At 42.1% G+C, this 26327-nt stretch carries 18 protein-coding genes; 17 read left to right on the plus strand and 1 reads right to left on the minus strand.

What is annotated here, in order from left to right:
- The first annotated feature begins 14 nt into the window (after positions 1 to 14).
- Positions 15 to 1373, plus strand: a complete 1359-nt coding sequence (dcuC, locus tag E5C26_RS08000) for an anaerobic C4-dicarboxylate transporter DcuC (RefSeq protein ID WP_017892176.1) — start codon at positions 15 to 17, stop codon at positions 1371 to 1373.
- A gap of 28 nt (positions 1374 to 1401) precedes the next feature.
- Here the strand turns inward: dcuC and E5C26_RS08005 are convergent, their stop codons facing one another.
- A complete protein-coding gene (locus E5C26_RS08005) occupies positions 1402 to 2988 on the minus strand; it encodes a TerC family protein (protein ID WP_135315813.1) in 1587 nt (528 codons plus the stop codon).
- Between the two features lie 669 nt (positions 2989 to 3657).
- Here E5C26_RS08005 and galU point away from each other — a divergent pair.
- From galU to E5C26_RS08085, 16 genes are all read left to right on the plus strand, one after another.
- On the plus strand, positions 3658 to 4557 hold the full coding sequence (gene galU / locus E5C26_RS08010; RefSeq protein ID WP_135315814.1) for a UTP--glucose-1-phosphate uridylyltransferase GalU: 900 nt from the start codon (positions 3658 to 3660) through the stop codon (positions 4555 to 4557).
- A 45-nt stretch (positions 4558 to 4602) separates the two neighbouring features.
- Entirely contained in the window at positions 4603 to 5496 is an 894-nt protein-coding gene (locus tag E5C26_RS08015; RefSeq protein WP_135315815.1) for a sugar phosphate nucleotidyltransferase, read from the plus strand.
- Positions 5497 to 5948: 452 nt separating this feature from the next.
- Positions 5949 to 7085: a polysaccharide export protein gene (locus E5C26_RS08020; protein ID WP_135315816.1), complete on the plus strand. Its 1137-nt coding sequence runs from the start codon at positions 5949 to 5951 to the stop codon at positions 7083 to 7085.
- Between the two features lie 9 nt (positions 7086 to 7094).
- Positions 7095 to 7529: an arsenate reductase/protein-tyrosine-phosphatase family protein gene (locus E5C26_RS08025; protein WP_135315817.1), complete on the plus strand. Its 435-nt coding sequence runs from the start codon at positions 7095 to 7097 to the stop codon at positions 7527 to 7529.
- Positions 7530 to 7541: 12 nt separating this feature from the next.
- Positions 7542 to 9716 (plus strand): tyrosine-protein kinase Wzc, encoded by a 2175-nt coding sequence (gene wzc / locus E5C26_RS08030; protein ID WP_135315818.1) that lies wholly within the window; start codon positions 7542 to 7544, stop codon positions 9714 to 9716.
- 83 nt (positions 9717 to 9799) lie between these two features.
- Complete coding sequence (wcaK, locus tag E5C26_RS08035; protein ID WP_135315819.1) at positions 9800 to 11068, plus strand: colanic acid biosynthesis pyruvyl transferase WcaK; 1269 nt, start codon at positions 9800 to 9802, stop codon at positions 11066 to 11068.
- Complete coding sequence (locus E5C26_RS08040) at positions 11065 to 12288, plus strand: glycosyltransferase (RefSeq protein ID WP_135315820.1); 1224 nt, start codon at positions 11065 to 11067, stop codon at positions 12286 to 12288. The genes wcaK and E5C26_RS08040 overlap by 4 nt, the downstream gene beginning before the upstream one ends.
- Positions 12278 to 13621, plus strand: coding sequence for an oligosaccharide flippase family protein (locus tag E5C26_RS08045; RefSeq protein WP_135315821.1), 1344 nt, complete (start codon positions 12278 to 12280; stop codon positions 13619 to 13621). Before E5C26_RS08040 ends, E5C26_RS08045 begins: the two co-directional genes overlap by 11 nt.
- A gap of 25 nt (positions 13622 to 13646) precedes the next feature.
- Positions 13647 to 14768: a glycosyltransferase family 4 protein gene (locus tag E5C26_RS08050; protein ID WP_240775926.1), complete on the plus strand. Its 1122-nt coding sequence runs from the start codon at positions 13647 to 13649 to the stop codon at positions 14766 to 14768.
- A 52-nt stretch (positions 14769 to 14820) separates the two neighbouring features.
- On the plus strand, positions 14821 to 15885 hold the full coding sequence (locus E5C26_RS08055; RefSeq protein ID WP_135315823.1) for a glycosyltransferase family 4 protein: 1065 nt from the start codon (positions 14821 to 14823) through the stop codon (positions 15883 to 15885).
- A gap of 11 nt (positions 15886 to 15896) precedes the next feature.
- The gene (locus tag E5C26_RS08060; protein WP_135315824.1) at positions 15897 to 16994 is read left to right on the plus strand and encodes a glycosyltransferase; all 1098 of its coding nucleotides are present in this window, start codon (positions 15897 to 15899) and stop codon (positions 16992 to 16994) included.
- A 147-nt stretch (positions 16995 to 17141) separates the two neighbouring features.
- Positions 17142 to 18575, plus strand: coding sequence for an undecaprenyl-phosphate galactose phosphotransferase WbaP (wbaP, locus tag E5C26_RS08065; RefSeq protein WP_135315825.1), 1434 nt, complete (start codon positions 17142 to 17144; stop codon positions 18573 to 18575).
- 107 nt (positions 18576 to 18682) lie between these two features.
- The gene (locus E5C26_RS08070) at positions 18683 to 19996 is read left to right on the plus strand and encodes a hypothetical protein (RefSeq protein WP_135315826.1); all 1314 of its coding nucleotides are present in this window, start codon (positions 18683 to 18685) and stop codon (positions 19994 to 19996) included.
- Positions 19968 to 20606: an acyltransferase gene (locus E5C26_RS08075; protein ID WP_240775927.1), complete on the plus strand. Its 639-nt coding sequence runs from the start codon at positions 19968 to 19970 to the stop codon at positions 20604 to 20606. The genes E5C26_RS08070 and E5C26_RS08075 overlap by 29 nt, the downstream gene beginning before the upstream one ends.
- Before the next feature lie 35 nt (positions 20607 to 20641).
- Positions 20642 to 22333 (plus strand): hypothetical protein, encoded by a 1692-nt coding sequence (locus E5C26_RS08080; protein ID WP_135315828.1) that lies wholly within the window; start codon positions 20642 to 20644, stop codon positions 22331 to 22333.
- Positions 22334 to 22993: 660 nt separating this feature from the next.
- Complete coding sequence (locus E5C26_RS08085) at positions 22994 to 25978, plus strand: beta strand repeat-containing protein (protein ID WP_135315829.1); 2985 nt, start codon at positions 22994 to 22996, stop codon at positions 25976 to 25978.
- Positions 25979 to 26327: the final 349 nt, after the last annotated feature.

Here is a 26327-nt window from a genome sequence, read left to right on the forward strand (position 1 = left end):
TAAGTTGAGGGAATATGATAGAGCTTCTGATCGGGGCTGTTGTCGCGGCAGGTGTTGGCCGTTACATCATCAAAGGTTACTCCGCCACCGGCGTATTGATGGTGGGCGGCCTGTTGCTGTTGGCCATCAGCGCCCTGATGGGCAAAAGTCTGTTGCCTGCCAGCGCCACCTCTACCGGATGGCGTGCGACCGACATCATTGAATACGTCAAAATTCTGCTGATGAGCCGTGGTGGCGATCTTGGCATGATGATTATGATGCTGTGCGGATTTGCGGCCTATATGACGCACATTGGCGCCAATGATGTGGTGGTCAAGCTGGCATCCCGTCCGCTGCAAATGATCAATTCCCCTTATCTTTTGATGGTGGCGGCCTATTTTGTCGCCTGCCTGATGTCACTGGCGGTCTCCTCAGCTACTGGCCTGGGCGTATTGCTGATGGCTACGCTCTTCCCATTGATGGTCAATGTGGGTATCAGCCGTGGTGCGGCTGCGGCGATTTGTGCTTCCCCGGCGGCGATTATTCTGGCTCCGACGTCGGGTGACGTGGTGTTGGCCGCCAAAGCGGCGGAAATGCCATTGGTTGATTTCGCCTTTAAAACCACCTTACCGATCTCCATTGCGGCGATTGTCTGCATGGCGGTTGCGCATTTCTTTTGGCAGCGTTACCTCGATAAGAAAGCCAATGAACAGCATCACATTATGGATGTGAGTGAAATCACCACTCATGCGCCGGGGTTCTATGCGGTGCTGCCGTTTACCCCCATCCTTGGCGTGCTGGTGTTTGATGGTAAATGGGGACCGGAACTGCATATCATCACCGTGTTGGTTGGCTGCATGCTGTTGGCGGCGGTAATTGAGTTCCTGCGCAGTTTCAGTGCCAAACAGGTATTTAGCGGTCTGGAGGTCGCTTATCGCGGTATGGCGGATGCTTTTGCCAGCGTAGTGATGCTACTGGTAGCTGCCGGCGTGTTCGCCCAGGGCTTGAGCACCGTCGGGTTTATCAGCGGGCTGATCAGCCTGGCGCAGTCGTTTGGTACCGGCGGCATCATTATGATGTTGGTGCTGGTGGTGATTACCATGCTGGCGGCAATGACCACCGGTTCAGGCAACGCTCCGTTTTATGCTTTCGTAGAGCTGATTCCCAAACTGGCGGCGCAGATGGGGGTTAACCCGGCTTATCTGGTGATCCCGATGCTGCAGGCTTCGAACCTGGGACGCACTCTGTCGCCGGTTTCTGGCGTGGTGGTGGCAGTATCCGGCATGGCAAAAATCTCGCCGTTCGAAGTGGTGAAACGAACTTCGGTACCGGTGATTGTTGGTTTGATCGTGGTGATTGTGGCGACGGAGTTACTGGTTCCCCAGCACTTGTAATAGCGGCCGGGCGATGCCCGGCCCCGGTTTAAACCTCGTAGTCCGGCTCTGGTACCAACAACGGGGTGATTTTTACCTTCAAAATACGGTGGCTACTGACTTCCAGCGGTTCAAACAGGTAGTCACCGATCCGCAACTGCTCGCCTTCCTGGGGAATGCGCTGGCTGTGTTCCATTAGCAGGCCGGCCAACGTGTGATACTCACGCTTGTCTTCCAGCGGTAATGGCAGATACAACACCAAATCCTCCAGCGGCATATAGCCGTTGGCGGTCCAGCTTCCGTCATCATTTTGCACTATGTCGTGCCGGGCATCGACTTCCTCTCCGGCTTCCGGCAGGTTGCCGGCAATGGTTTCCATCACATCGGTCAGCGTGACTATCCCTTCAACCGAGCCGAATTCGTCTACGACAAAGGCAAAATGCGTCTGTGCCTGACGAAATTGTTCCAGGGCGCTCAGCAGGGTCAACTGCTCGGGGAAAATCAGCGGCTGCAGCACCAATGCACGTAAATCGAGCGGCGCCTGGGCTAACTGCTGCTTCAGCACGTCAATGGTATGGATGACACCGAGAGGTTCATCGCTGGCGCTGTTTTCCACCACCACAATGCGCGTATGCTGATTTTTTTCCAGTAATTGGGTCAGCTTTTCCTGCGGATCATTTAACTCGAGATATTCCACATCATGGCGAGAGGTCATGATACTGCTTACCGTACGCTGCGCCATACCCAGCACGCGCTCTATCATATGGCGTTCCTGCTGGTTGAAAATTTCGCCGCTTTCATTGCCGCTATCGGCCAACAGGTTGGCGGATTGGTTGTCGATTTCCGCTTCTTCATGCTTGCCGCTCAACATGCGCAGCACGGCTTCTGCGGTGCGTTCGCGCAGTGGTCGTGCTGTCGAGAGGAAACGGCGGCGGTTGAACTGCGATAGCTGGTTCAGGGCTTCGATCATCACTGAGAAACCAATCGCGGCGTACAGATAACCTTTCGGAATGTGGTAGCCAAAGCCTTCGGCAACCAGACTGAAACCGATCATCAGCAAGAAGCTCAGACACAGGATGACAATCGTCGGGTGGGCATTGACGAAACGTGTCAGCGGCTTGCTGGCCAGCAACATCAATCCGATAGCGATACAAACCGCAAGCATCATGACTGCCAGGTGATCGACCATGCCGACGGCGGTGATCACCGAGTCGAGCGAGAAGACCGCATCCAGCACCACGATTTGTGCCACCACTGGCCAGAAGCGGGCGCCTTTGCGCTGGCCTTGTTGCTCTTCATCTTTACCCTCCAGTCGCTCGTTGAGCTCCATGGTGGCTTTGAACAGCAGGAAGATACCCCCAACCAGCATTATCAGATCGCGGCCGCTGAAGGGATGTCCGCCGGCAAAAAACAACGGTTGAGTCAGTGTCGCTAACCATGAGATGGAGGCCAACAGCGCCAGGCGCATCAGCAACGCCAACAATAACCCCACAATGCGGGCTTTATCTCTTTGATGCTTCGGTAGTTTTTCCGCCAGGATGGCGATAAAGATAAGGTTGTCTATACCCAGAACGATTTCCAGCACGACCAGAGTGGCCAGGCCGGCCCAAATTGTTGGATCTGCGATCCATTCCATACGCCCAATTTCACCTGTAAGTTCGACGGCTTATGCCGCAAGCGAATGATGGGTGCTGGGCCGGGAAAATTCAACATTAAAACAGGGAATACAACTGCGCGATGGAAATACCAAGCAAAAATAATGCATAAAAACGCGTCTCTGTAGCAGGCGTTCAGAATGTCACACAACGAGAAATGGGGGATTTTCTGAAAAGGTGCGTAATTTCTGGAGTATAGGTTTAGACGCCTGTTGATAAAAACAGCGTGAACATAATTTTTTAAAAATCAAATCGTTATAGATACTTTCGGCTGCTACACTTTGTTCAGTCCGCTCCTGTGGGTAGTCTTATTCTGAAAAGGATGCCTAATAGGTATCTTAGGCTTGTATCGATAGGACAATAGTATAAGAATCTTAGCCACATAAACATTTACAAGTATCATCGTTTGGTTATAAGGGTGCATTTATTTTGTTTTATTTGTGATCTAACTATCGCTTAACAAAAGATTATGTCCCTTAATTTACATTAAAGCGTGACTGACCTGGTCGCCTATAGAGAACGATGACAGTGCATTGGTAGCTGAAAGCCAAGGGCGGTAGCGTGCCTCAATCGCTCCCCTACAGCTTCGCAAGCCTCTTGTAAAAGGCTTGGTTCGGCTACGTTATAATTTTTGATTGTGGATAAAAAATATGCAAAAACGTCTGAAAGCTGTCATTCCCGTAGCAGGTCTGGGAACCCGTATGTTGCCGGCTACGAAAGCCATCCCTAAAGAAATGTTGCCGGTGGTCGATAAGCCACTGATCCAATACATCGTTAATGAATGTGTTGCAGCTGGGATTAAAGACATTGTTCTGGTCACTCACTCTTCCAAAAATGCTATTGAGAACCACTTCGATACCTCTTTCGAACTCGAGGCGGTGCTGGAATCACGTGTCAAGCGTCAGTTACTGGAAGAGGTGCAGAGCATTTGCCCCGCAGACGTAACTGTGATGCAAGTACGTCAGGGCCAGGCTAAAGGTCTGGGTCATGCCGTTCTGTGTGCCAAGCCGATGGTCGGCGAAGATCCTTTTGTTGTACTGCTGCCAGATGTATTGCTGGATGACTCAACTGCCGATCTGCGTAAAGAAAACCTGGCCAAAATGATTCAACGTTTCGCTGATACCGGTTTTAGCCAGATCATGGTGGAACCGGTACCGGAACAGGATGTTTCGAAATACGGCGTAGTGGATTGTGGTGGTGCGGCATTGTCAGCAGGTGAGAGTACTCCAATGACTGCAGTGGTGGAAAAACCGGCCCTTGAGGATGCACCTTCAAATCTGGCGGTGGTTGGCCGTTATGTTTTGTCTGCTGATATTTGGCCGCTGCTGGAAAAAACCTTACCGGGTGCTGGTGATGAAATTCAGTTGACCGATGCCATTGCTGCCTTGATGGGGCAGGAAACTGTAGAGGCTTTCCATATGAGCGGAAAATCGCATGACTGCGGCGATAAGTTGGGTTATATGAAGGCATTCGTACAATACGGGCTGCGTCACGCCTCTGAAGGCGAAGATTTTACCCAGTGGTTGAAACAAACGCTGAACAGCAAGTAAGAATTACGGCTGAGAAGACGATCATAAGATATCAAGAGGATTACCATGACCAAGTTAAAAGCTGTCATTCCCGTTGCAGGTTTGGGTATGCGTATGCTGCCTGCAACCAAGGCGATTCCAAAGGAAATGTTGCCGATCGTTGATAAGCCGCTGATTCAATACATTGTTAATGAGTGCGTTGCTGCAGGGATCAAAGAGATCATCCTGGTGACGCATTCATCCAAGAATGCAATCGAAAACCATTTTGATACTTCCTTCGAGTTGGAAGCGATGCTTGAAGCGCGCGTAAAGCGCCAGTTGCTTGATGAAGTGCAATCTATTTGCCCTAAAGGCGTAACGCTAATGCATATTCGTCAGGGGCAACCAAAAGGTTTGGGGCATGCGGTGCTTTGTGCCAAGCCGCTGGTAGGGGACTCACCTTTTGTAGTTCTATTGCCGGATGTCTTGCTTGACGACGCCAAAGCCAACCTGAAGAAAGACAACCTGCCGCATATGATTACTCGCTTTGAACAGACAGGCCTGAGTCAGGTGTTGGTTCAGGCTGCCGATGAGCATGTTTTACACGACTACTCGGTGGTTGAATGTGAAGCCAACAAGCTGCAACCCGGTGAAAGTTCTCGGATGACTTCGATCATCGAGAAACCGGGCCATGAAGTCCCGTTGAAGTCTAATTATTCTGCAGTAGGGCGCTATGTTCTCTCAGCCGATATTTGGCCGATTTTAGAAAAAACCGAGCCGGGCGTATGGGGGCGAATTCAGCTGACAGATGCCATTGCCGAGTTGTTGAAGCACAAACCGGTTGAAGCGACAGAGTTGGTAGGGGAGTCGTTCAACTGCGGGGAGAAGATGGGTTATTTGCGTGCGTTTGTTACTTATGGTCTGCGTCACCCCACCCAGGGCAAGGCATTTCGCGAGTGGGCGGAAAAATTGTCACTTTAGGATCGATGCGATGTTTTGTTACCTGGCAGCGAGTTCAGTGGCTGCCAAGGCAATTTGTCACACCCATTGAATCTTAGGTAATTTCGCTGTTTCATTTTTTATATTAGTATACATTCTCTTACAGGCCGTCTTACCCTTTGGTCTTCGCGATTTCTCTTTGTGAATCAGGTTGTACAATCTTAGCAACTTTCTGTTTTATAAGGGTAATAACCGTTAATGGTTGTAAGAGATCACTAGTGTGAGCTTAAGCTGAATACTTTACTTCGCTAATAATAATATCCTTGTATTCATCAACAGCAGATAAACGTTAAAGATTTATTGCAAGAGGTTTTTCTCAGTTTAGAGATGAGAACATAAACCGAGGCATTTTGGTAAGGTTACAGAGATGCAGCCATGGTTGGTTTGCATTGTAGCTTTGCGGATACATTTACTTTGAAAGTGATGATAACTCGATGGCAAAACGACAATTGAAAATGATATCGGTATTGGTATCAATCAGCATTATTAGTGGTTGTACGGTTTTTCCCGGGCAACATTTAAACACGTCAGGGAAAGATGTTGTAAAACAAGAGGATAGTGACTTTGATATTGACTCGTTGGTGAATGTCTATCCTGTGACTCCTAAATTAATCCAGAAGCTTCGCCCTGCGAAGGTTGTCGCTCAACCTAATACATTGTTGGAGGCATCTCTACGTACTTATGAATATCGCATCGGTGTCGGCGACGTCTTAAACGTTACTGTTTGGGATCATCCTGAGTTAACTACCCCTGCAGGTCAGTATCGTAGCGCCAGTGATACAGGGAACTGGGTGCAATCTGATGGCACAATCTTTTATCCTTATATCGGCAAGGTGAAAGTGACTGGCAAAACAGCGAGCCAGGTACGCACCGAGATATCGAGCCGATTGGCCCAGTATATTGAAAGTCCTCAAGTTGACGTTAACATTGCCGCTTTCCGCTCACAGAAAACCTATGTCACTGGTGAAGTGAAAACTTCGGGTCAACAACCCATAACTAACGTACCTCTCACCGTACTCGACGCAATCAATGCGGCAGGAGGACTCAGTGATAATGCAGATTGGCGAAATATTGTATTAACGCATAATGGCCAAGAGCAGCGTTTGTCGTTGCAAAAGCTGATGCAGAACGGTGATCTGACTCAAAACCGCCTGCTGTACCCTGGTGACATCCTTTACGTACCTCGTAATGACGATTTGAAAGTTTTCGTCATGGGAGAAGTTAAAGCTCCGGCTACGTTGAAAATGGATAGAAGCGGGATGACTCTGACTGAGGCTTTGGGGAACAGTGAGGGGATCAGCCAAACAGCAGCCGATGCTACTGGTGTATTCGTTATCCGCCCACTCCATGGTACTCAGGGAAATAAGTTGGCTGATATCTACCAACTTAATATGGCGGATGCAACTGCAATGGTTATGGGGGCAGAATTCCAACTGCAGCCTTATGATGTCGTTTATGTGACGGCCGCACCTATTGTGCGCTGGAACCGCTTGATCAGCCAATTGGCACCGACCATTTCCAGCTTTAACGACCTCACCGAAGGCACTCTGCGTATTCGTAACTGGCCATAGGAATGAACAATGTTTGATTCAATATTGGTTGTTTGCGTAGGTAATATTTGCCGTTCTCCTACGGGGGAGCGCTTACTTCAACAATCTGTACCTAACAAGCGAATAGCATCTGCAGGTATTAGCGCGCTTGTGGGCAAGGCTGCGGATGATACTGCAATCTCTGTAGCGAATGCGCACAACTTGTCTTTAGAAGGGCACGTTGGTACGCAATTAACGAAAGAGATGTGTCGGGAATATTCACTTATTTTGGTCATGGAGAAAGGACACATAGACGCGGTTTGTCGACTAGCTCCAGAGGTGAGGGGAAAAACAATGCTTTTTGGTCACTGGCTTGATCAACGAGAGATTCCTGATCCTTATCGTAAAAGTGCTGAGGCATTTGAATTTGTATATCGTTTACTTACTGACTCAGCTCAGAAGTGGGCGCAAGCATTAAATCGCTAAACAGAGATGACAATGACTGAAAAAAATAGAGCTGTCTCTACTGCCAGCAAGGAAAATGAAGAGATTGACTTAGGGCGTTTGGTCGGTACATTAATCGATCATCGTTGGTTGATTATTGGGATTACAGCTTTGTTTGCTGTAATCGGTATTATATACAGTCTGTTTGCGACACCAATATATCAGGCAGATGCAACGGTCCAAGTTGAGCAGAATGAAGGTAATTCTCTAGTAAATAATATTTCACAAATGCTGCCAAATTCGCAACCAGGCTCATCGACTGAAATTGAGTTAATAACTTCAAGAATGATTGTGGGTAAAACAGTTCAAGATTTAAACCTTGATACTGTAGTGAATCAAAAATATTTTCCTATGTTCGGTCGGGGTTGGGCTCGGCTGGTCGGAGAAGTACCTGGGCAAATTGCAGTATCACGCGTCACGATTCCCGAGAGTATGATCGAGAAACCATTAGAACTTACGATCATTGATAAGAATAATTACTTGGTTGAATTTGATGGAACTGAAATAATTAAAGGAAAAGTCGGGGTATATTCTTCAGGGAATGGGGTATCTCTCTTGGTTAGTGAAGTTGCAGCTAAGCCAGGAACAGTTTTCGAAGTCAGTAAATTATCAAAATTGGCAGCCACATTACAATTACTTGATGAATTGACCGTTGAAGATAAAGGTAAAGACACAGGTGTCCTTTCCCTCACTCTAATGGGAGATGATCCTGCAAGAATTAAAAAAATAATTGATAGTATTAGCAATAATTATCTTGTGCAAAATGTTGAGCGAAAATCTGAAGAGGCAGCTAAAAGTTTGGCTTTCCTGAAAGAACAATTGCCTTTAGTTAGAGAGTCGTTAAATACAGCAGAAGATAAGCTTAATAGTTTTCGTCAGGCTAATGACTCAGTAGATTTATCTCTTGAAGCTAAATCGGTATTGGACACCATTGTAGGTGTTGAAGCCCAACTCAATGAATTAACGTTCAAAGAAGCTGAAATCTCCAAGTTGTATACCAAAGAGCATCCGGCCTACCGTGCATTACTTGAGAAAAGGGTTACACTTCAGCAAGAAAAAGATAAGTTAGATAAACGTGTAAGCAAAATGCCACAAACGCAGCAGGAAATTTTACGACTGACGCGTGATGTAGATGCTGGCAAAGAGATTTACATGCAATTGCTAAACAAGCAGCAAGAACTGTCGATTACCAAAGCTAGCACAGTAGGTAACGTTCGGATTATCGATCCTGCAGTAACACAACCAAACCCTGTTAAACCAAAGAAAAGTTTGATTGTTATTATTGTGACATTGTTAGGTGGAGCGATCGCGGTTGTTATTGTACTTGTTAAAAATATGCTCCATCGTGGCATTGAAAGTCCTGATCAGTTAGAGGAGCAGGGTATTAATGTTTACGCAAGCATTCCACTTTCTGAATGGCAGCAGAAAAAAGATATAGAAACAATCCTCCGTAATAATAAGAAGAGTAATACTCGTTCGAAAACGCTTCTTGCTGTAGGCAATCCAGCAGATCTTGCGATTGAAGCCGTAAGAAGTCTTCGTACAAGCTTGCACTTTGCTATGTTGGAATCAAAGAATAATGTACTGATGATTTGTGGTGCTAGCCCAAATATCGGTAAAACATTTGTAAGCATTAACTTGGCGGCAGTTATTGCTCAAGCTGGGCAGCGTGTTTTGGTGATTGATGCTGATATGAGGAAAGGTTATTCTCATACTCTTCTCAATACTAACTGGCAAAATGGCCTGTCAGATATTTTATCGCAACAGGTTTCGAAAGAGTCCGCAGTCAGGAAAACAGAGATTGAGAATTTAGATTTTATTCCTCGAGGTACTATTCCACCGAATCCTTCTGAGCTCTTAATGGGGGCTCGTTTTAATGAGTTGATTGAGTGGGCAGGAAAAAATTACGATATCGTAATGATAGATACACCGCCAATTCTTGCTGTAACTGATGCTGCTATTATTGGGCACAATGCAGGCACAAGCCTTATGATTGCCAGGTTCGCAGTTAATACAGTTAAAGAAATGGAAATTAGTATCCGCCGATTTAATCAGAATGGGATAGATATTAAAGGGGTAATACTCAATGCTGTGGAAAAACGTGCCAGCAGCTATTACGGTGATTATGGATATTACCAGTATGAATATCGCTCTAACGAAAAATCATAATTTATAATTTAAATTAATCTATTTTAAAATTAGGCAATACCGCTTGCGGTGTTGCTATTTTTTGTAAAATATTTGAGGGTAACATGAAACTTTTACTTGTGGGAAACCATACGTGCGGGAACCGTGGAGATGGCGCCATATTGCGAGGTTTGATCGAGTCAATAGAGCTAATTGATCCAAGTATTCAGGTTTCAGCTATAAGTCGTTATTCTGTTAGTTCATCCTATTTGTTAGGACGAAAAGTTGAAGATGATATACTTTATCGCTATCACTTCAAGAAAAATGGTGGTTTTAAGGGCAGAGCAATTAAAGCAATAATAAATAGATGCTTACCCTCATTATTAGTATCTCGTATAAAAAATGGAGTTTTCTCTAAATTATTCAAGCTACCAAAAGAGTTTGATGAATATATACAAGAATTAAAAAAGTATGATGCTATAGTGCAAGTCGGTGGATCATTTTTTGTTGATCTCTATGGTAAAAACCAATTCGAACATGCTCTATGTGCTATTTTGGCTGACAAACCAATTTATATGATTGGACATAGTGTTGGACCATTTGAGAATAAAAAGTTTAATATTATAGCCAATTTGGTATTTTCAAAGGTAAAGATGTTGGTGTTAAGGGAGGATATCAGCAAAGAATTAATGAGTAAAAGTGATATCACGACAGGCAAAGTGATTGCCGGCATTGATACAGCTTGGTTAGTCAACCATACAACATCAATCAATAATTATGCTTTGGAACACTGGATAAAGGTTGCTACTGAACGTCCAAGCATCGCGATCACAATGCGAGAGTTGGCTCCATTCGATAAACGTCTTGGCGTAACTCAAGATGAATATGAGGTTGCCATTGCTCGCCTTATAGATAATTTAATTATTAATGGATTTAATATAATAGCCGTATCAACATGTACGGGCATAGATAGTTATCATAAAGACGATAGAATGATTGCCATTCAGGTCGGCGATAAACTGAAAAATAAAAATAATTACCATGTTGTCATGGACGAGTTTAATGATGTCGAGTTAGGTACTATTCTACGCCAATGTCAGTTAACCATTGGGACTCGATTGCACTCTGCTATTATATCGATGAACTTTGGAACACCTGCAGTAGCTATCAATTATGAGCATAAATCTGCTGGCATTATGAGACAATTAGGGCTTCCTGAACTTTCATCAGACGTTTCAACGTTAATCGATGGCTCGATTATTAATAAAGTAAATTCTATATTAGAGCAATTAGAAAGTTTTAATGAAAAAGTTAATTTTGCAGTAGAGCAAGAGCGAATTAAAGGCAAAGAAATTATGAGTGAGATAATAATTGAATTGGAGGGGCGAAATTGAAAGTAACTTTTTTCTTGAGCCACTTTCCAAATTATTCAGAAACATTCGTCATTCAGCAAATTGTTGCTTTTATCGACAAGGGAATTGATGTAAGTATCATTTCCATATGGCCAGGTAATGTAGATGAAAAACACGAAATAGTCGAAAGATATAACCTGCAAGAAAAGGTCCGTTATTTACTGCCAGTAGAGAGCACTAACGGCAAGAAGAAAATGCTTTCTCGACTAATCGCTACGGTTTCTGGTAGCAAACGAGCTGAATTCTTTAACTCACTTAATTTTACTGAATATGGAAAGCATGCTGTTAATTTGTTGTTGCCAACAATTATAGCAAAAAATAATGACACAGTTCACTCTGATATATTTATTGCACATTTTGGAACTGTAGGAGTGATCGCAAACAAGCTAAAAAAAATAGGTTTTTTGAAGGGGAAACTTGCTACTGTTTTTCATGGGCTGGATGTTTCGCATAAGAAAACACTTTCTGATTTTAAGGAGGATTATAAAACTCTTTTTCGTGAGAGTGAGCTAATTTTGCCTATCAGTGAGTTATGGGCTGGAAAAATTGCAATCATGGGATGTGAAGAAAGAAAAATTCACGTGTCAAGAATGGGGATAGATATTTCAAGATTTGCTTATCAGGAACGGACTTCATCTGAAAAAGCAAAAAAAATTATCAGTGTGGCTCGTTTGACGGAGAAGAAGGGCTTAGAGTATGCAATCAAGGCATGTTCTATTTTGAAAGATGATAACATCGATTTTGAATATTGGATTATTGGCACAGGACCTCTTCATGAGAGTTTGCATAAACTTATTCTTAATCTTGGTTTAGAGAATAAAGTTAAGCTTCTTGGGTTTGTTTCACAAGATAAAGTAAAGACTATTCTCTCAGAATCAGATGTATTTTTATTGCCCTCTGTTACTGCAGCTGATGGAGATATGGAGGGTATTCCTGTTGCCCTCATGGAGGCTATGTCAGTCGGATTACCTGTTATTTCAACTCAACATAGTGGCATTCCAGAGTTGATTGAGAATGGTGTTTCTGGCTGGTTGGCAGAGGAAAGGAATTCGATGCAACTGGCTGATTTATTGTGTTTGGTATTAATGAAAGATGGAAGTACTCGCAGTATCACTCAGAATGCTAGAGACACGATCGTTGCTAAATTTAATCAGGAAAAACTCAATGCTGAGCTATTAGAGTTAATAAAAAATGAAGTCTGACAACAGCGTAAAAAAGCAAGCGGTATGGTTACTATCAGGAACAGTATTTGCAGCAGTTATACAACTGGCCCAACTCGGAGTAATTGCCCGTTCATTTGATGCTCGAGAGTTGGGTGTTCTTGCCATTATCAATGCTGTTTTGATGGTGGCGATGGTCCTCCAGGATATGGGGATGAGTAGTTATCTTATTCATCGACAAGAGATCACTGCACGAGAGCAAAGCACGATATTCTGGGTTAATGTTTTTTTTGGTCTTGTGACCGGCGTTTTGATATTGGTATTGGCATATCCACTGGCTTTTTTTTACGATATGCCAGAGCTTACCTATCTTTTCGGTTTGGTAAGTCTGAACTTTTTTATTCTTGGTGCAATGTCTCAATACCAGGCTCATTTTGTAAAAAACAAATTTCTGGTTTCTCTGGCTAAAATTGAGATGGTCTCTAAATTACTCTCTTTTTTAGCAACGATCGCGCTAATTTATTTTTTAGGTTTTACAGTTTCTGCTGTTGTTATTGGTCAGTTTTTGAATGCTTCTTTGAGACTGTTGTTCATGTTTACTATGGGGGACAGATCGTGGAGTCCGATATTTGCATTCTGTAAAACGACATTCAAACAAGCGTTACACTACGGCAGTTTTCAACTAGGCTCACAAACAATTAACCAACTGAGAACACAAGCCGATACTTTTATTATTGGTAAGTTTCTTGGAGTAGAGTTCTTAGGAGTATATTCGCTGGCCAAGGAGTTGATTTTACAGCCACTAAAATTGATTACTCCTGTTATTAATCGTCTGACATTACCTCGGTTTGCTGAAAAACAGAATTCAACGCAAGATGTGAAAAAGTTATTTCTGAAATCAGTGTTTTTAATAATTAATTATAGCTCAGTAGTTTATATATTTATTGGGTTGGGCGCTTTTATTGGTGTCCGACTATTGTATGGCTCAGGGCACGAGAAAGTTGCCGAACTGATACCTTACATGCTTTTGTTAGGAGTTTTACGTCCTATGGGGGGCCTGACAGGGGCGATTTCACAAGCCAATGGTACAACAAAAAAAGAATTTATGTGGAATGTTTGGGCTGGATTTATTGTTATTGCTATTGTCTTTATTTCTTTAATTGGTTCGAGCCTTAGTTTAGTAGCTATGTCACTGTCAATTGCACAGTTGGTGATGAGTATTGCTGTTTATCCTCTATTTGTACGTCCTGTTGTTGGCGTAACATTTAGGGAGTATGTATTATCATGGGGCGGTACGGCAGTAATTTCTTTGATTATCATATTTTGTATTAATTATTTCAATATAAGTGAGTGGTTATACAAAACGATTTTATAAGGCAAGTGATTATATTATGAGAATCATGATCGTAAATACACTCTATCATCCTAACAAAGTTGGCGGCGCAGAAGTGTCAGTTCAGTTATTAGCGGAAGAGTTAGCACGGAAAGGCCATAAAGTTAGAGTTATTTGTTTACATCAAAGGAAAGAACGAGTCAAAAATACTATAAATGATGTTGAAGTTGTCTACTTGCCTCTGAAGAATATTTATTGGCCCTTTGATGATGAAAGAAAGGGCAAGATACAACGTCTGATATGGCATATCATTGATAGTTACAATATATTTATGGCTAGAGCCATCTCAAAAGAAATCAATCATTTTTCTCCTGACGTCGTTCATACAAACAATATAGCCGGATTCTCCGTCGCTATTTGGTCAGCGATTAAAAATACAGGTAGTAGGTTGATTCATACATCTCGAGACTATTATCTTTTCCACCCAAACTCAACAATGTTTTCACAAAATAGAAATATGGGACCTGAAGAGTCTAGTGTGAAACTCTGGTCATTTGGAAAGAAAAAGGCGAGCAAAAACGTCGATCTATATATTGGCATCAGTGATTTTATTCGTGAATTTCACATTAAAAATGGTTTTTTTCCAAATGCAAAATCCGAATATATTTATAATGCCGTAGAAAAAATGCCAATCGACAACGTTGAGTCCAAAGAGTTGCGGTTTGGATTCATCGGACGTCTAACGAAAGACAAAGGCTTTGACGTATACTGTGAACTTGTCGACAGATTCAAAGATAAATATCCAACTGCGAAGTTTTATGCAGCAGGTCGTTTTATTGGTTCTGAATCTGGGGAAGAGTTAGAGGGTTTAGCTAAGAGAAAAGGTGTTAATTTACTGGGTTTTATTCCTGCCAGTCAGTTCCTTTCCCAGGTAGATATTGTTGTTCTTCCCATTAAATGGAGAGAACCTTTTGGACGTGTTGTTCTGGAATCTGTATTGGCAAACAAATTTGTTTTAACCAATGCGGTTGGTGGAATATCAGAACTTGGAAAACTATTCCCCATAATATATTTCATGGAAGATATGGATAAAATAGATTTTTCTATAAAGAATTTTGAAGTAACTAATGATGTGCTTTTTAACTGCAGTGAAATCACTAATAAGTATGTTGCGGCGTATACGCGTTAACTATTGAAGGGATTTTTAATTGCTTTTGGATTGAAATGTAAAGGGTGGCAATATGTTATTTGTTAATGCGCGATATTTGACTCAAGAACTTACGGGTGTTCAGCGGTTTGCAGAACAAATATCTTTGTCATTAAAAGATATACGCGATGATCTGGTCTTTGTATCTCCACCTGGTGTGTTGAGAAAAGATGTTGCAGAGAGACTTAAAGTTGTTGAAGTTGGAAGTAAAAGCGGGCATCTATGGGAGCAAATCGAACTACCCCGTTATTTGAAGCTTAATGGGTCAGGACTATTGCTTAATTTAGGCAGTACTGCACCTGTTTTCTATGATAATCAAATAGTAACTCATCATGATGTAACATATAAACGATACCCCAAAAGCTTTTCAAAGAAATTTAGATTGTTTTATGGTTTTTTGATTCCAATGATGTTAAGGCATAGTAAAAAATTACTCACTGTTAGTGAATTTTCAAAAAAAGAAATTAATGATGTATATGGTTATCCTAATGAAAAAATAGCGATAATTTATAATGCAGTTAGCGACGAATTTAAGAGAGCTACTCGTGCTAAAGATTCTGAAAAGTATTTATTGGCTGTGTCATCACCAAATTTTCACAAGAATTTTCACGGTATGTTAAAAGCTTTTGAATTACTCGGTGATAGATACAACGTTTCACTGAAGATTATTGGTAAAACAGCCACAAGTTTCTCTAAACAAGATTTCACTTCATTAATAAAAGACTCCAATAAAATTAAGTTCATGGGAAGAGTTGATGATGACGAGATGATTTCTTTGTATCAGAATGCGTTGGCTTTTGTTTTCCCTTCTTTCTACGAAGGCTTTGGTATCCCACCTTTAGAAGCTCAATCCTGTGGGTGTCCTGTTATATCTTCAAATATGGCTTCTATGCCAGAAGTATTGCGTGATAGTGCTATATATTTTGATCCCGAAAATGAGGCTGATATAGCATCCGCAATGGAGAAAATCATACTGGACAGCAGATTGAGAACAGAGTTAATCAACAAAGGTGATGCTAATGTTCAACGGTTTTCCTGGCACGATTCTGCGGCAAAAATTAGCCAGATAGTAGATGAATTGTTAGTTTTTAAAAAATGACAGGTACGCAAATGAAAATTCTCCATGCCGCAGAGACAATTAAAGGTGGCGTTGCTTCGGTAATGAGGCAACTTGTCGCAAACCAGCTTGAACCTGTAAATAATAACGATGTCCTTTGTATTGTTCCTCAGGATCAATGTGAAGAGTTAAAAAATATTGATGTTCAATATCTGGTTCCTTACCGGCGAAATGGACGTGGTTTATCTTCTTTCATTAACTTTTTTTTCGTATTCGTAAAAACTGTTTTTAAAGAAAAACCAGATATTGTGCATTTGCACAGTACTTTTTCTGGGGTCATTGGACGGATAGCACTTATTTTGTTGAGACCGTTTTGGTGTCCAAAGGTAGTTTATTGTCCTCATGCATTTTCATTTCTAATGCAATCATCGGAAAAAAAACGAAAGATATATTCTCTTATTGAAAAGTTTTTAGCAAAATATACTGACGCTATTATTTGTGTTAGTGAATATGAAAAAACAAAAGCCGTAGAAGCAGGCTTGCCGCCCGAAAAACTGCGAGTTGTGCATAATGGCGTATCGAAACAAGAAACCAAATTGACACATGTAAATCCCTATAGTGCAGATGTTTGCAATGTACTTTTTGTGGGGCGATTTGATTTTCAGAAAGGATTTGACATACTTGCTGAAGTTATGCGTTTGCTTGAGGGTAAACCGTTCCATCTTACAGCAGTGGGGGGGGCTGTGCATGATGAGAATTTTAACGTTGGAATTATGCCACAAACTACCTTTACCGGCTGGTTAGATTCAGATGCTATGGCTCCTTATTTTATCTATGCTGATGTTTTGGTAATGCCAAGCCGATGGGAAGGGTTTGGAATGGTACCATTAGAGGCTATGAGTTATGGGTTACCAGTGATGGCAACAAATTGCACATCTCTACCCGAAGTTGTGAAAGATAATATAAATGGATTTTTATTCGAGATGCAAAACGCACAAGAGATAGTAGAACGCTTGATCAATACGCCAAGCGATAGATGGTGTTCAATGGGGATTGAGGCGCAAAAATCATTTTTGGATAATTTCACTGCAGATAAAATGATTTATGCTACTTTGGGTATATATAAAGAATTACTACACGAAAAATTCTAATGTCCATGTTATGTTTTTTTGTATCTATCTATCTTTATTAACGGATTTTATGCGATATACGAATAGTGTTTTTCTATTACTAGATCGCACAAAATCAATGATATGATTTTTATATTATTGCCATTTGTAAGTGGCATGGAAGAATCGATGAAAAGAAATAGTGGCCTATTTCAAGGCATAATAAGTAAACTGTCACTTGCCCTTTCAGATTTAATATTTTTCAATTTGTCAATATATTTGGCATATTTCTTTATATATAAACTGTTTGGTGATTTGACAGATTTTGTTCCTGAGGACCAACTTTTCACACGTGCTGTTGCACAGTTGATATTGTCTGTTGTTTGCGTTGTATGGTTCTGGACAAGATTAAGACACTATACCTATAGAAAGCCTTTTTGGTTCGAGTTAAAAGAAGTTATTCGAACGCTTGTTATTTTTGCTGTTTTAGATCTTGCCCTGGTTGCATTTTCAAAGTGGAATTTTTCTCGTTATGTATGGATGTTCTCTTGGGGGTTAATTATTTTCCTTATTCCATTGGGGCGCTCTATCACGAAAAGAATTTTGAATCATTTTAATCTATGGAAAAAGCAAACTATAATTATAGGTTCTGGTAAAAATGCCTTTGAAGCCTATGCGGCCCTACAAAGCGAAGAAGTGTTAGGTTTCGCTGTATCAGCATTTGTGTGCACTGATAAACCCTGTGAAGATAGTTACTTTGGCATTCCTGTGATTAATTCCGAGAAAGATCTGTGGGATTTTGTAGATACAGAAAATACCCAGTTCATTGTTGCTTTAGAATTTGAGCAGCATGCGTTAAGAGACTGGTGGTTAAAAAATCTTGCAAAGCATAACTGCCGTTCGATATCGGTTATTCCAACGTTGCGAGGAGTTCCGCTTTATGGAACAGATATGTCTTTTATTTTTAGTCATGAGGTAATGATCCTTCGTGTTAGCAATAACTTAGCTAAAAGGTCCTCACGAATTATTAAGAGAACCTTTGACATTTTTGGTTCACTATTCATTATGATTGCGCTATCACCGGTTTTAGTTCTTCTAGCATTTAAAGTCTCGCGTGATGGGGGGAAACCCATTTATGGTCATGAGCGCGTAGGGCATGAGGGCAAGAAATTTAAATGTTTAAAATTCAGATCGATGGTTTTGAATTCACAAGAAGTATTAAAAGAGGTTCTTGATCGTGATCCCGTTGCTCGTGAGGAATGGAACAAAGATTTTAAGCTAAAGAACGACCCTCGTATTACCAAAATCGGAGCGTTTATTCGTAAGACCAGTCTTGACGAGCTTCCTCAATTATGGAATGTTTTTATTGGTGAAATGAGTTTGGTTGGACCACGGCCGGTTATTGAGGACGAACTTGAGCGCTATGCGGGTGATGTTGACTATTACCTCATGGCAAAACCAGGGATGACAGGTCTTTGGCAAGTGTCGGGAAGAAATGATATTGACTATGATACCCGAGTATATTTTGATGCTTGGTATGTTAAAAACTGGGCGTTGTGGAATGATATCGCCATTTTGTTTAAAACGATAGGTGTTGTTCTTAAACGTGATGGTGCTTATTAATTTTGGATTTTGATATAGTACAAAGGGTTTTTTCCCTTTGTACTGAAACTATTAGATTCGTTTATTTTTTAGCATTCTTTGTCCGTGACAGTGATGAGTAAAATTATATGACTTTAACTCTCTTTGGTATCGTCTGGTGTTCACTAGCTCTGCTTTTTATTTTCTTTCCACCAAAATACCTCTACGTACTGATGCTAACCTCTTGTGTATTCCAGGCTGCCTCTGTATTTTCATTTGGTAGTTTGTGGATTACTCCTTTTTTTTTCACGCAAATTCTTTTTTTAATTAAATTGAGTCCATATGTACTTGCTAATGGTCTCAGTTTAAATATAAGTAAAGTGACATTCCTTTTTGTAGTCTTGGTCATATTTTCTGTTATTATTACTATGTCGGCTCCATCTCTTTTTTCAGGGACTCGTGTAGTATCCTCCGCATTCAGCTTTGAAATAAACTACGCAACCAATGGAAAACCCCTTCGTTTTTCTATGTCTAATATATCGCAAATGTGCCTATTTATAATTAATGTAACAACACTATTAGTTGCATATCGTTTTGCACCAAAAATAATTAACTTCAATCAATTGTATCTATCCTATTATTTGAGTGTTTTGGTTTTTGGATTTTTCTCTCTCTGGTGGCTAGTAAGTAAAGATACTCTTCCTGTAGATTTCTTATATTCTAATGGTGGATATTCTATTACTGCTCTGGCAGAAAGTCGTCTGGCGAGTACTTATTCTGAACCTTCTTCAGCAGGAGCCTTTATTGCATCTTCTTTGGCTCCTTTACTTTTTGCCAGAAGGAAATTTGGTATTCTGTTGCTGGGTGTTGGAATGTTGTTCTTGCTGACGCTTAATCGATCATCGACAGCTATCTTGACGGCCGTTACCTCGTTTCTACTTTTTTTTATTTTACGAGGTACAAACGCTCAGCGTGTCCTAATTTCCCTATGTGTTTTGCTTATTATTTCATCGATAATATTTATTATATTCGGAGACACTCTTCTTTCACTATATGACAATAAAATGTCTTCCGACTCTGGAATGATACGTAGTTGGAGTAACTATCTTTCGTTGTCAGCTCTGTATGATAGTTATTTCTTGGGGTTAGGGTTAGGTAGTAATAGGGCATCTTCATTGTTACTTACTGTATTGACTAATCTAGGCGTTGTCGGGTTTGTTTTGTTTTCAACGGTTGTTTATTTCATGACGAAACCTTTATTCAAAAATAGGAAAGAACCTAATGCTCTTTTCTTTTTGACTCTATTCCTTGGTTTTATTTTAGGTGCGTTTTTCTCTGTTCCAGACATATCCTCACCATCCCTATGGATGTTCTTGATTTATGTGGCGTCAGCATCCTCTTTAATTACTGGGGTTAGTGAAAATGATATCCGAGTTGAAAAAACTTCGAGTGTTGTGCAATAAATCAGAGTGTTCTTTTTTCTATGTTATTGCAAAATCAATTATTTATAGAGTGAAAGGTCTGCGTAATCTATTTTCGGCAAATAGGGTGGATATTAGAGGGAGTGAAAATTTCATCCTTGATAGAGGGGTTTTGTTAATTGGGCTGCGTAATGTTGGGCATGTAAGTAATAAGACACTTAGTTATTTTAATGTTCGTGGTAAATTAATCTCGCGTGGTTCTCTTTCTTTCGGTCGCGGTTGCCGCGTCGATATAAATGAAGGGGCTGAACTTAGTTGTAATGGCGGGTATATAGGTCCTGAGAATACTTTTATCGTCTATAATGGCATTGATATAGGTGAAGGTTGCAACATTTCCTGGGGATGTCAATTTCTTGATGACGATTTCCATATTCTTAATTATGAAAATAAAAAAATCAGAGGTAAAAAAATTCATATAGGAAATTTTGTTTGGATTGGTTGTAATGTTTCTGTTTTAAAAGGAAGTCATATTGCTTCAGGTTGTGTAGTCGCTGCCAATTCTGTTGTCAGTGGTGAGTTTTTAGAAGAAAAATGCCTCATTGCTGGAAATCCTGCAAAAATAGTAAAAAGAAATATCTCTTGGGACCTTTAATTTTACTTCATGATTTTTCATCTGCGGGAGGTTATATGGATAGACGTGCTATTTTGAAAGGGGCTGGTTACTCGTTGGCTGCTGCATTTACGGCAAATGTGTTAGCTGTAGATAATCGCTCTAAAGCAAATTCTGCGTCCAGTGGGGACTCGCCTACAGCACCGCGTTTTATTGATGAAAAACGCTCATTCTCCGGAGCCCTTGTATCTGATGCAATTATAGTTTCATCTCGTGATGAATTGCTAGAAGCGCAAGAGTTTATTAAGTCAAAGGTCAAAAAGCGTACTGAAATACATTTGGCTAAAGATTTTAAGCCATGGGTAGCGGAAAAGACGGATATCGATTTGGCTTTTGTTACATTAGTTGGTCATGCTGATGGTACAGTGATCGATGCCTCAGGTATTCCTGATGCAGAAGGTAACTATTTCATACGATTCTATAATTCAGGCGCTCTTGATTTGGGGCAATTGCCTAATTTGGGGGGGGCGAGAATGATTGGCACCCTGGTTCAGGGGCCTGGCAGAAAAAGCAAAGTGATCGGGCGGTTGTTTCATAGTCCTGAAGGGTTGCTTGGTAACGTTGTTATGGGCGCGGTCACACTTACGGAGTTTGGACGCGGTGACGTTTACCAGACCAACTCATATAATATATGTCACTTTGGTGCGCAGATTTTTCGGTCTGGTATTCATATAGATATGCCCTCAGGCTTTCCTAACTGCGGTGAAAATATTGCTTACTTTGGCGGTGTTATTGCAACTTCCGCAGGAATTGGTGTCCGTAACAGCAATCCTAATGGTGAATTCTATCTTGCCGGTGTTTCTATTGATTATGTCGGCCGAATTTTAGAAGCAAATGCAGGTTCCATTGTAGTTCATGGCGGTCACCATGAGTTTAATAATAAATCCAGTCCTATCAGAACGATACCTTACTTTTGCGGTAAAGATCAATCAGCGAGTATTGTTGTTCGCGATGTTACTATTATGGGGTTTATTAAAGGGAAACTTCCGGTAGATGCTGTGGTCGAATCTGTCAAAGGTGGTGGAGGCGTATATTTTTATAGCTGCCGGCTCCTAAATCTTTTGACTCAGAGTGATGCTTTTAAAATTGGTGATGGAATTTTCAGTGCGGTAGATTCTCGATTGCTTAATGGTAATGGAAACTTTGCCGTATCGCTGTTGCTGAGCCAAGCTGAGAACCAGTTGGCTGATGGTGATTTTTCTTCCGATCAGGGCGGAGACTGGACCATTTCATCTGACCAGAGTGTAAAGCGAGGAAAAACAGGAGCTAATTCTGCTGCGCCAGAAACTAAATACAAACTACAGCAGCAAGTTAAAGAAAAAAGTCTTGAGCTTACTAAACTTTCACAAAGTGGTGAGCCTTTGAGTTTGGTTGCAATGGCTACTGCGCGCAGGTTACAAAACTATACCTACAGTTTTAAAATTAAGGGCGACGGTAAATCGGATGGAAAAATCTTTGTGGCTGCTTACTTTGTCAGTGTATCTCATTTCAGTGAAAAGGGCGATGCACAGTTAAAACGTAAATTGCAACATGGGCCGGTACGTGAGATTGAAATTGGCTCCCTTGGTAGTAACTGGCAGCGGGTCGTACAATCGCCTTTGAGATTACAAGCACCTGAATGGGCAACACATTATATGTTGGTTGTCAATGCACAGGGAATGTCCCCTGGTAGCTTCAGTCTGTCTGACGCTTTGATCACATCAATGTAAATATCGGAAAGCCTATACTATTCTCAATTTAGGCGATATTCATCGCCTTTTTGATTTCCCCCCTGTTTCACTCATTCTCAAGTTTATCCGTTCCAACCATTGGAATGATTCACTCTCCGCTCCTTTCAGCACCCACTTTAGGTCTACCTATCACCCCCTCTCTTTATTGTTCCTCTTCATTGATTGCAACACACGCCTCGAAATTTCCAATTGTCTCAATGCTCTTACTAACAACCACACTTTCCAAGTGTCTATTTGGGTTTCATCATTAAAAAATATGATTTGGCTAAAACCATACAGATTTTTGTTAGGAAAATATAAAGTACCGCTCGGTATTGTTGCTATGCTAATTAATTTGTTAGCGGATTTTGTCCCTGATTTTTGTTATCGCTATGTTTTTAATGTGATTTTATTTGTCACCTTGATGCTTGATGAACATCCTTTTTTTATTTTTTTTGCTTTTCTTGACAGCTACCCGTTCCTGTCCTTTCTTTAAATAGAAACATTCATATTTTGGGAGTATTCCGAATCCGTAAACTTACTTTTGATATGTTTGTTTTTTAGGATTTTTTTAATAATTACTCCACTATTGCTTTTCCGGTTAAGGTATTGTCAAAGTGGAAATTTATTACTTTTTAATGCACCTCGAAGGGGGTTTTTATGGCTTCTCTGGCATTTCAAAAAGAGGCGGCTGCTATTTTGTATGCTGTCTTAGGAAAAAGCGCTAGCAGTGCACAGTATGACAGCGTAGGGGCTCAGCTTGAATCTGGGACCTTGAGTAGTGGTACATACGTTGCAAACTTGATCTCATCTTCAGATGGTCAAGCCTTGTTTAGTGGTCAATCTGATCTGGATATATTACAAACGATCTATACCAAAGTATATGGTACGGCTGCAGTGACTTCTGTACTACAAGACCTATTGTCTGCTAATGGCTCATTGTCAGCAGCTATTGATAAAGCTATTGATAATCTCAATGGTTATCATGGTTTTGATACACCTCTACTTAGTGCACAAACTGCTTTTGATAATCAAATTAACAAAATTCTCTATCCTTCTGCCAGTGTAGCCGCGTCTGGGCAAGGAGCTTCCGATGTGCAGGCTATTTACCACGTTATTGGTTCAATACAGTCAGCTGCCGGTATCAATGCCTGGGGGACTATTTTAAACGCAGGGACAAAATCTTTGGCGCAGGTGGCTCAACAATTTGTGAATGAAAGATCTTATCTTTCAAGTCTTAATAATATTGATTTTGTTACTCGTCTATTCAAATTTGGGTTTGAGCGTGCACCGACATCTAGTGAGCTCGCTTCCTATGTGAATGAACTTGGTTCAGGCTCCACTCGCGGCCAGGTTTTGGTTGAAATCATTAATTCCCTGAAGGGTACCGTTGCTGTCGCTGATACTATAGCACAACAGCATTTCAATGATGCTGTTGTGACTTATGCCCCAGGGCAATTGCCGGGTTTGAGCTTCCAGGAGCAGGCTGCTGCTTTGTATTTGGCTGTACCTGATCGCGGGATTGATGCAGGTGCATTAGATAACTGGAGTAAATATTTAGCTCTCAGCACAACAACCTATAAAGGGTTCATAGCAACGCTGCTGACATCTGAGGAATTCCAGCGGAAAGGCGCTCAACTGACTGGCGATGATTTTATCCAGCATGTCTATACGGCAGTACATGGCTCTGCGGCTAATGCAGGCCAGTTAGCGATTTATGCTGCTCTTGGCTCTGATAAGTCCGCTATCACTCAAGCGATTATCAACGATCTGCGTACGTCGACGGCAACCGATGCTGCCACTGTAACCCAGCAGCACGGTTTTGAATTTGATATCGGTACCAGCCTGCTGTACAAAACTGCAGCTTCACTGACTACCACCGCAGCTGGCGGCAATGCTACCGGTACTGTGAACACCGGTGCATCGCACCAGATCAGCAATGCCGAAACAGCGGTATTGACTGATGTTCAGCTTGCCGCCAACGCAGCCAGCGTCGTTAACCTGAAGTTCGCTGATCATCTGGCGAATCTGACCATTAACGGCACCAGCGCGGCAACGGTCAACCTGTCTGACAACGGTGTTAACCCGGGTGTTGATATTACCGTGAATAACGGTAACGTTATCCTGAACGCTAGCTCGGGTGCGGATGATGTTTTGGTTACTTCAACTGCGAACGTCGGTCTTGCAGCCTCAACGGCCAAGTTTAACCTCGGTGAAGGCAATGACAGCCTGAAATGGCTGGGCAACGCCGCCGTTGGTGGCGCCAACACGGTTAGTGCGAACATTCAAGGGAACGGTGGTAATGGGGTTGATACCATCTCCGCCAACTTCATTACTAAAAACGTGGTGATGTCAGGTAACGCGATTGTCCGTACTGCGACGATTACCAGCAATGCTTCGCAGTTCACCAATTTTGAGAAAATTGACCTGGCTGGCTACATCGGCAAAGCAACGGTTAACACTGGCTCCACAGCGGCAAACCACACCTTTGACTTTGGCTTGTTAACCGGCAATGCCGTTTCTGAATCCAGTACTACCGGTTTGACCAACAACGTCGTTCAGGCTGCAACTTCTACCATTGGCTCACAAGGCTTTGTGTTGTCTGGCTTGGCTGAAGCGGTGAAAGTGATTAATGCGGCAGGCGGTAACTCCGCTCAGTTGGAAGTGACAGGTAATGCGACGGCGGCAAGCAGCGTGGAAATTACTTTCCTGCAGAATGCCACTAACCACTTTAACGTCACTTTTGACGCGGTAAGCTCGACAAATGTAAACGCCGGTTCCCTGGCACTGAACAGCAGCAGCAGCGCACTATTGGGCACGGCTCTGACTAATCTGAACATTGCGTCCGGCGGTACCGGTAACTTTGATAATATTTTGTCATTGACCGGGACTAACGCACAGGTACAGAACATTGCCATCACGGGTGATCATGTCCTGGATCTGACTGTTGGCAGTGGTTTTAGCAACGTGCGAGATATTAACGCAACGGCTAATACTGCCGGCCTCAATCTTGACTCCAGCCATGCTGGTACCGGTGACGGTATCATCGTTCAGTTGCTGAATATTCTGCCACTGAGTGTAGCAACCACAACGTTGTTGGCGCCGGTATTGACTGCTCTGGGTCTGAACGGTTATCAACTGACGGTCGAAGGTACCGGGGCTGCTGACAGCTTCAACGTATTGGGTAACACCACCTTGGCCGGTGGCAACGGTGTGAACACCTATGATCTGAAGTCCAGTACTACTCAAGCCGGTGTCACCATTACCGACTTTGACAGTACCAAAGACAAGATTGTTGACGCTGCTTCTGCTTTAACCATTTCTGGCAACACCAGCGGTACTGCGGTGGCGGATTACGGCACCCGTGCTTCCGATACTCTGGATGCTCTGTTGGGGACTCTGGTTGGCGGTCTGACCAACGGCGTTATCGGTCTGTTGGGCGGTATCCTCGGTCTGGGCAGCAGCAACGCATTGACCGCGAAAGTGGGTGTGGCGTCTGTGGTGTTCGGTGGAACAGGTGATAACGCCAGTTCTTATGTGATTATTGATAACAACAATAACCACACACTGGATACCAGCGACAGCGTGGTTTACCTGACTGGGCAAAACCATCAGCAACTGTTGGATACTCTGCATTACGCGTGAGTATAAACTCGGTAGAGAAATAGTTTCCATGGAAACTGTTAGCTGTTAAATAATACGGGGAGGTTAACCTCCCCGTTTTTTATTTTGTGATCGGAGTCATCGTCTTAACTTATTCTTTCTCTCAATAATTACCTTGTCTTTTCCATGCCACTCATCCTTTTGTTTTCCCTGATTTTGCTTGGGATGTGCCTCAGAGTTTTTTTTGACTTCCACCTTGCTGAATTGCACTTTCTCTACCTATAGTTAAAAAAAAGTATCTGCAGTCTCGAGCATGTTTGAGGGGGCTTCTTTAGGATTTTCTTTATTTTTAATTTTTTTAAGATTTTCCTTAGAAGAAATCAATGCGGAT

Source organism: Serratia proteamaculans, assembly GCF_004684015.1.
GTDB lineage: Bacteria > Pseudomonadota > Gammaproteobacteria > Enterobacterales > Enterobacteriaceae > Serratia > Serratia proteamaculans_F.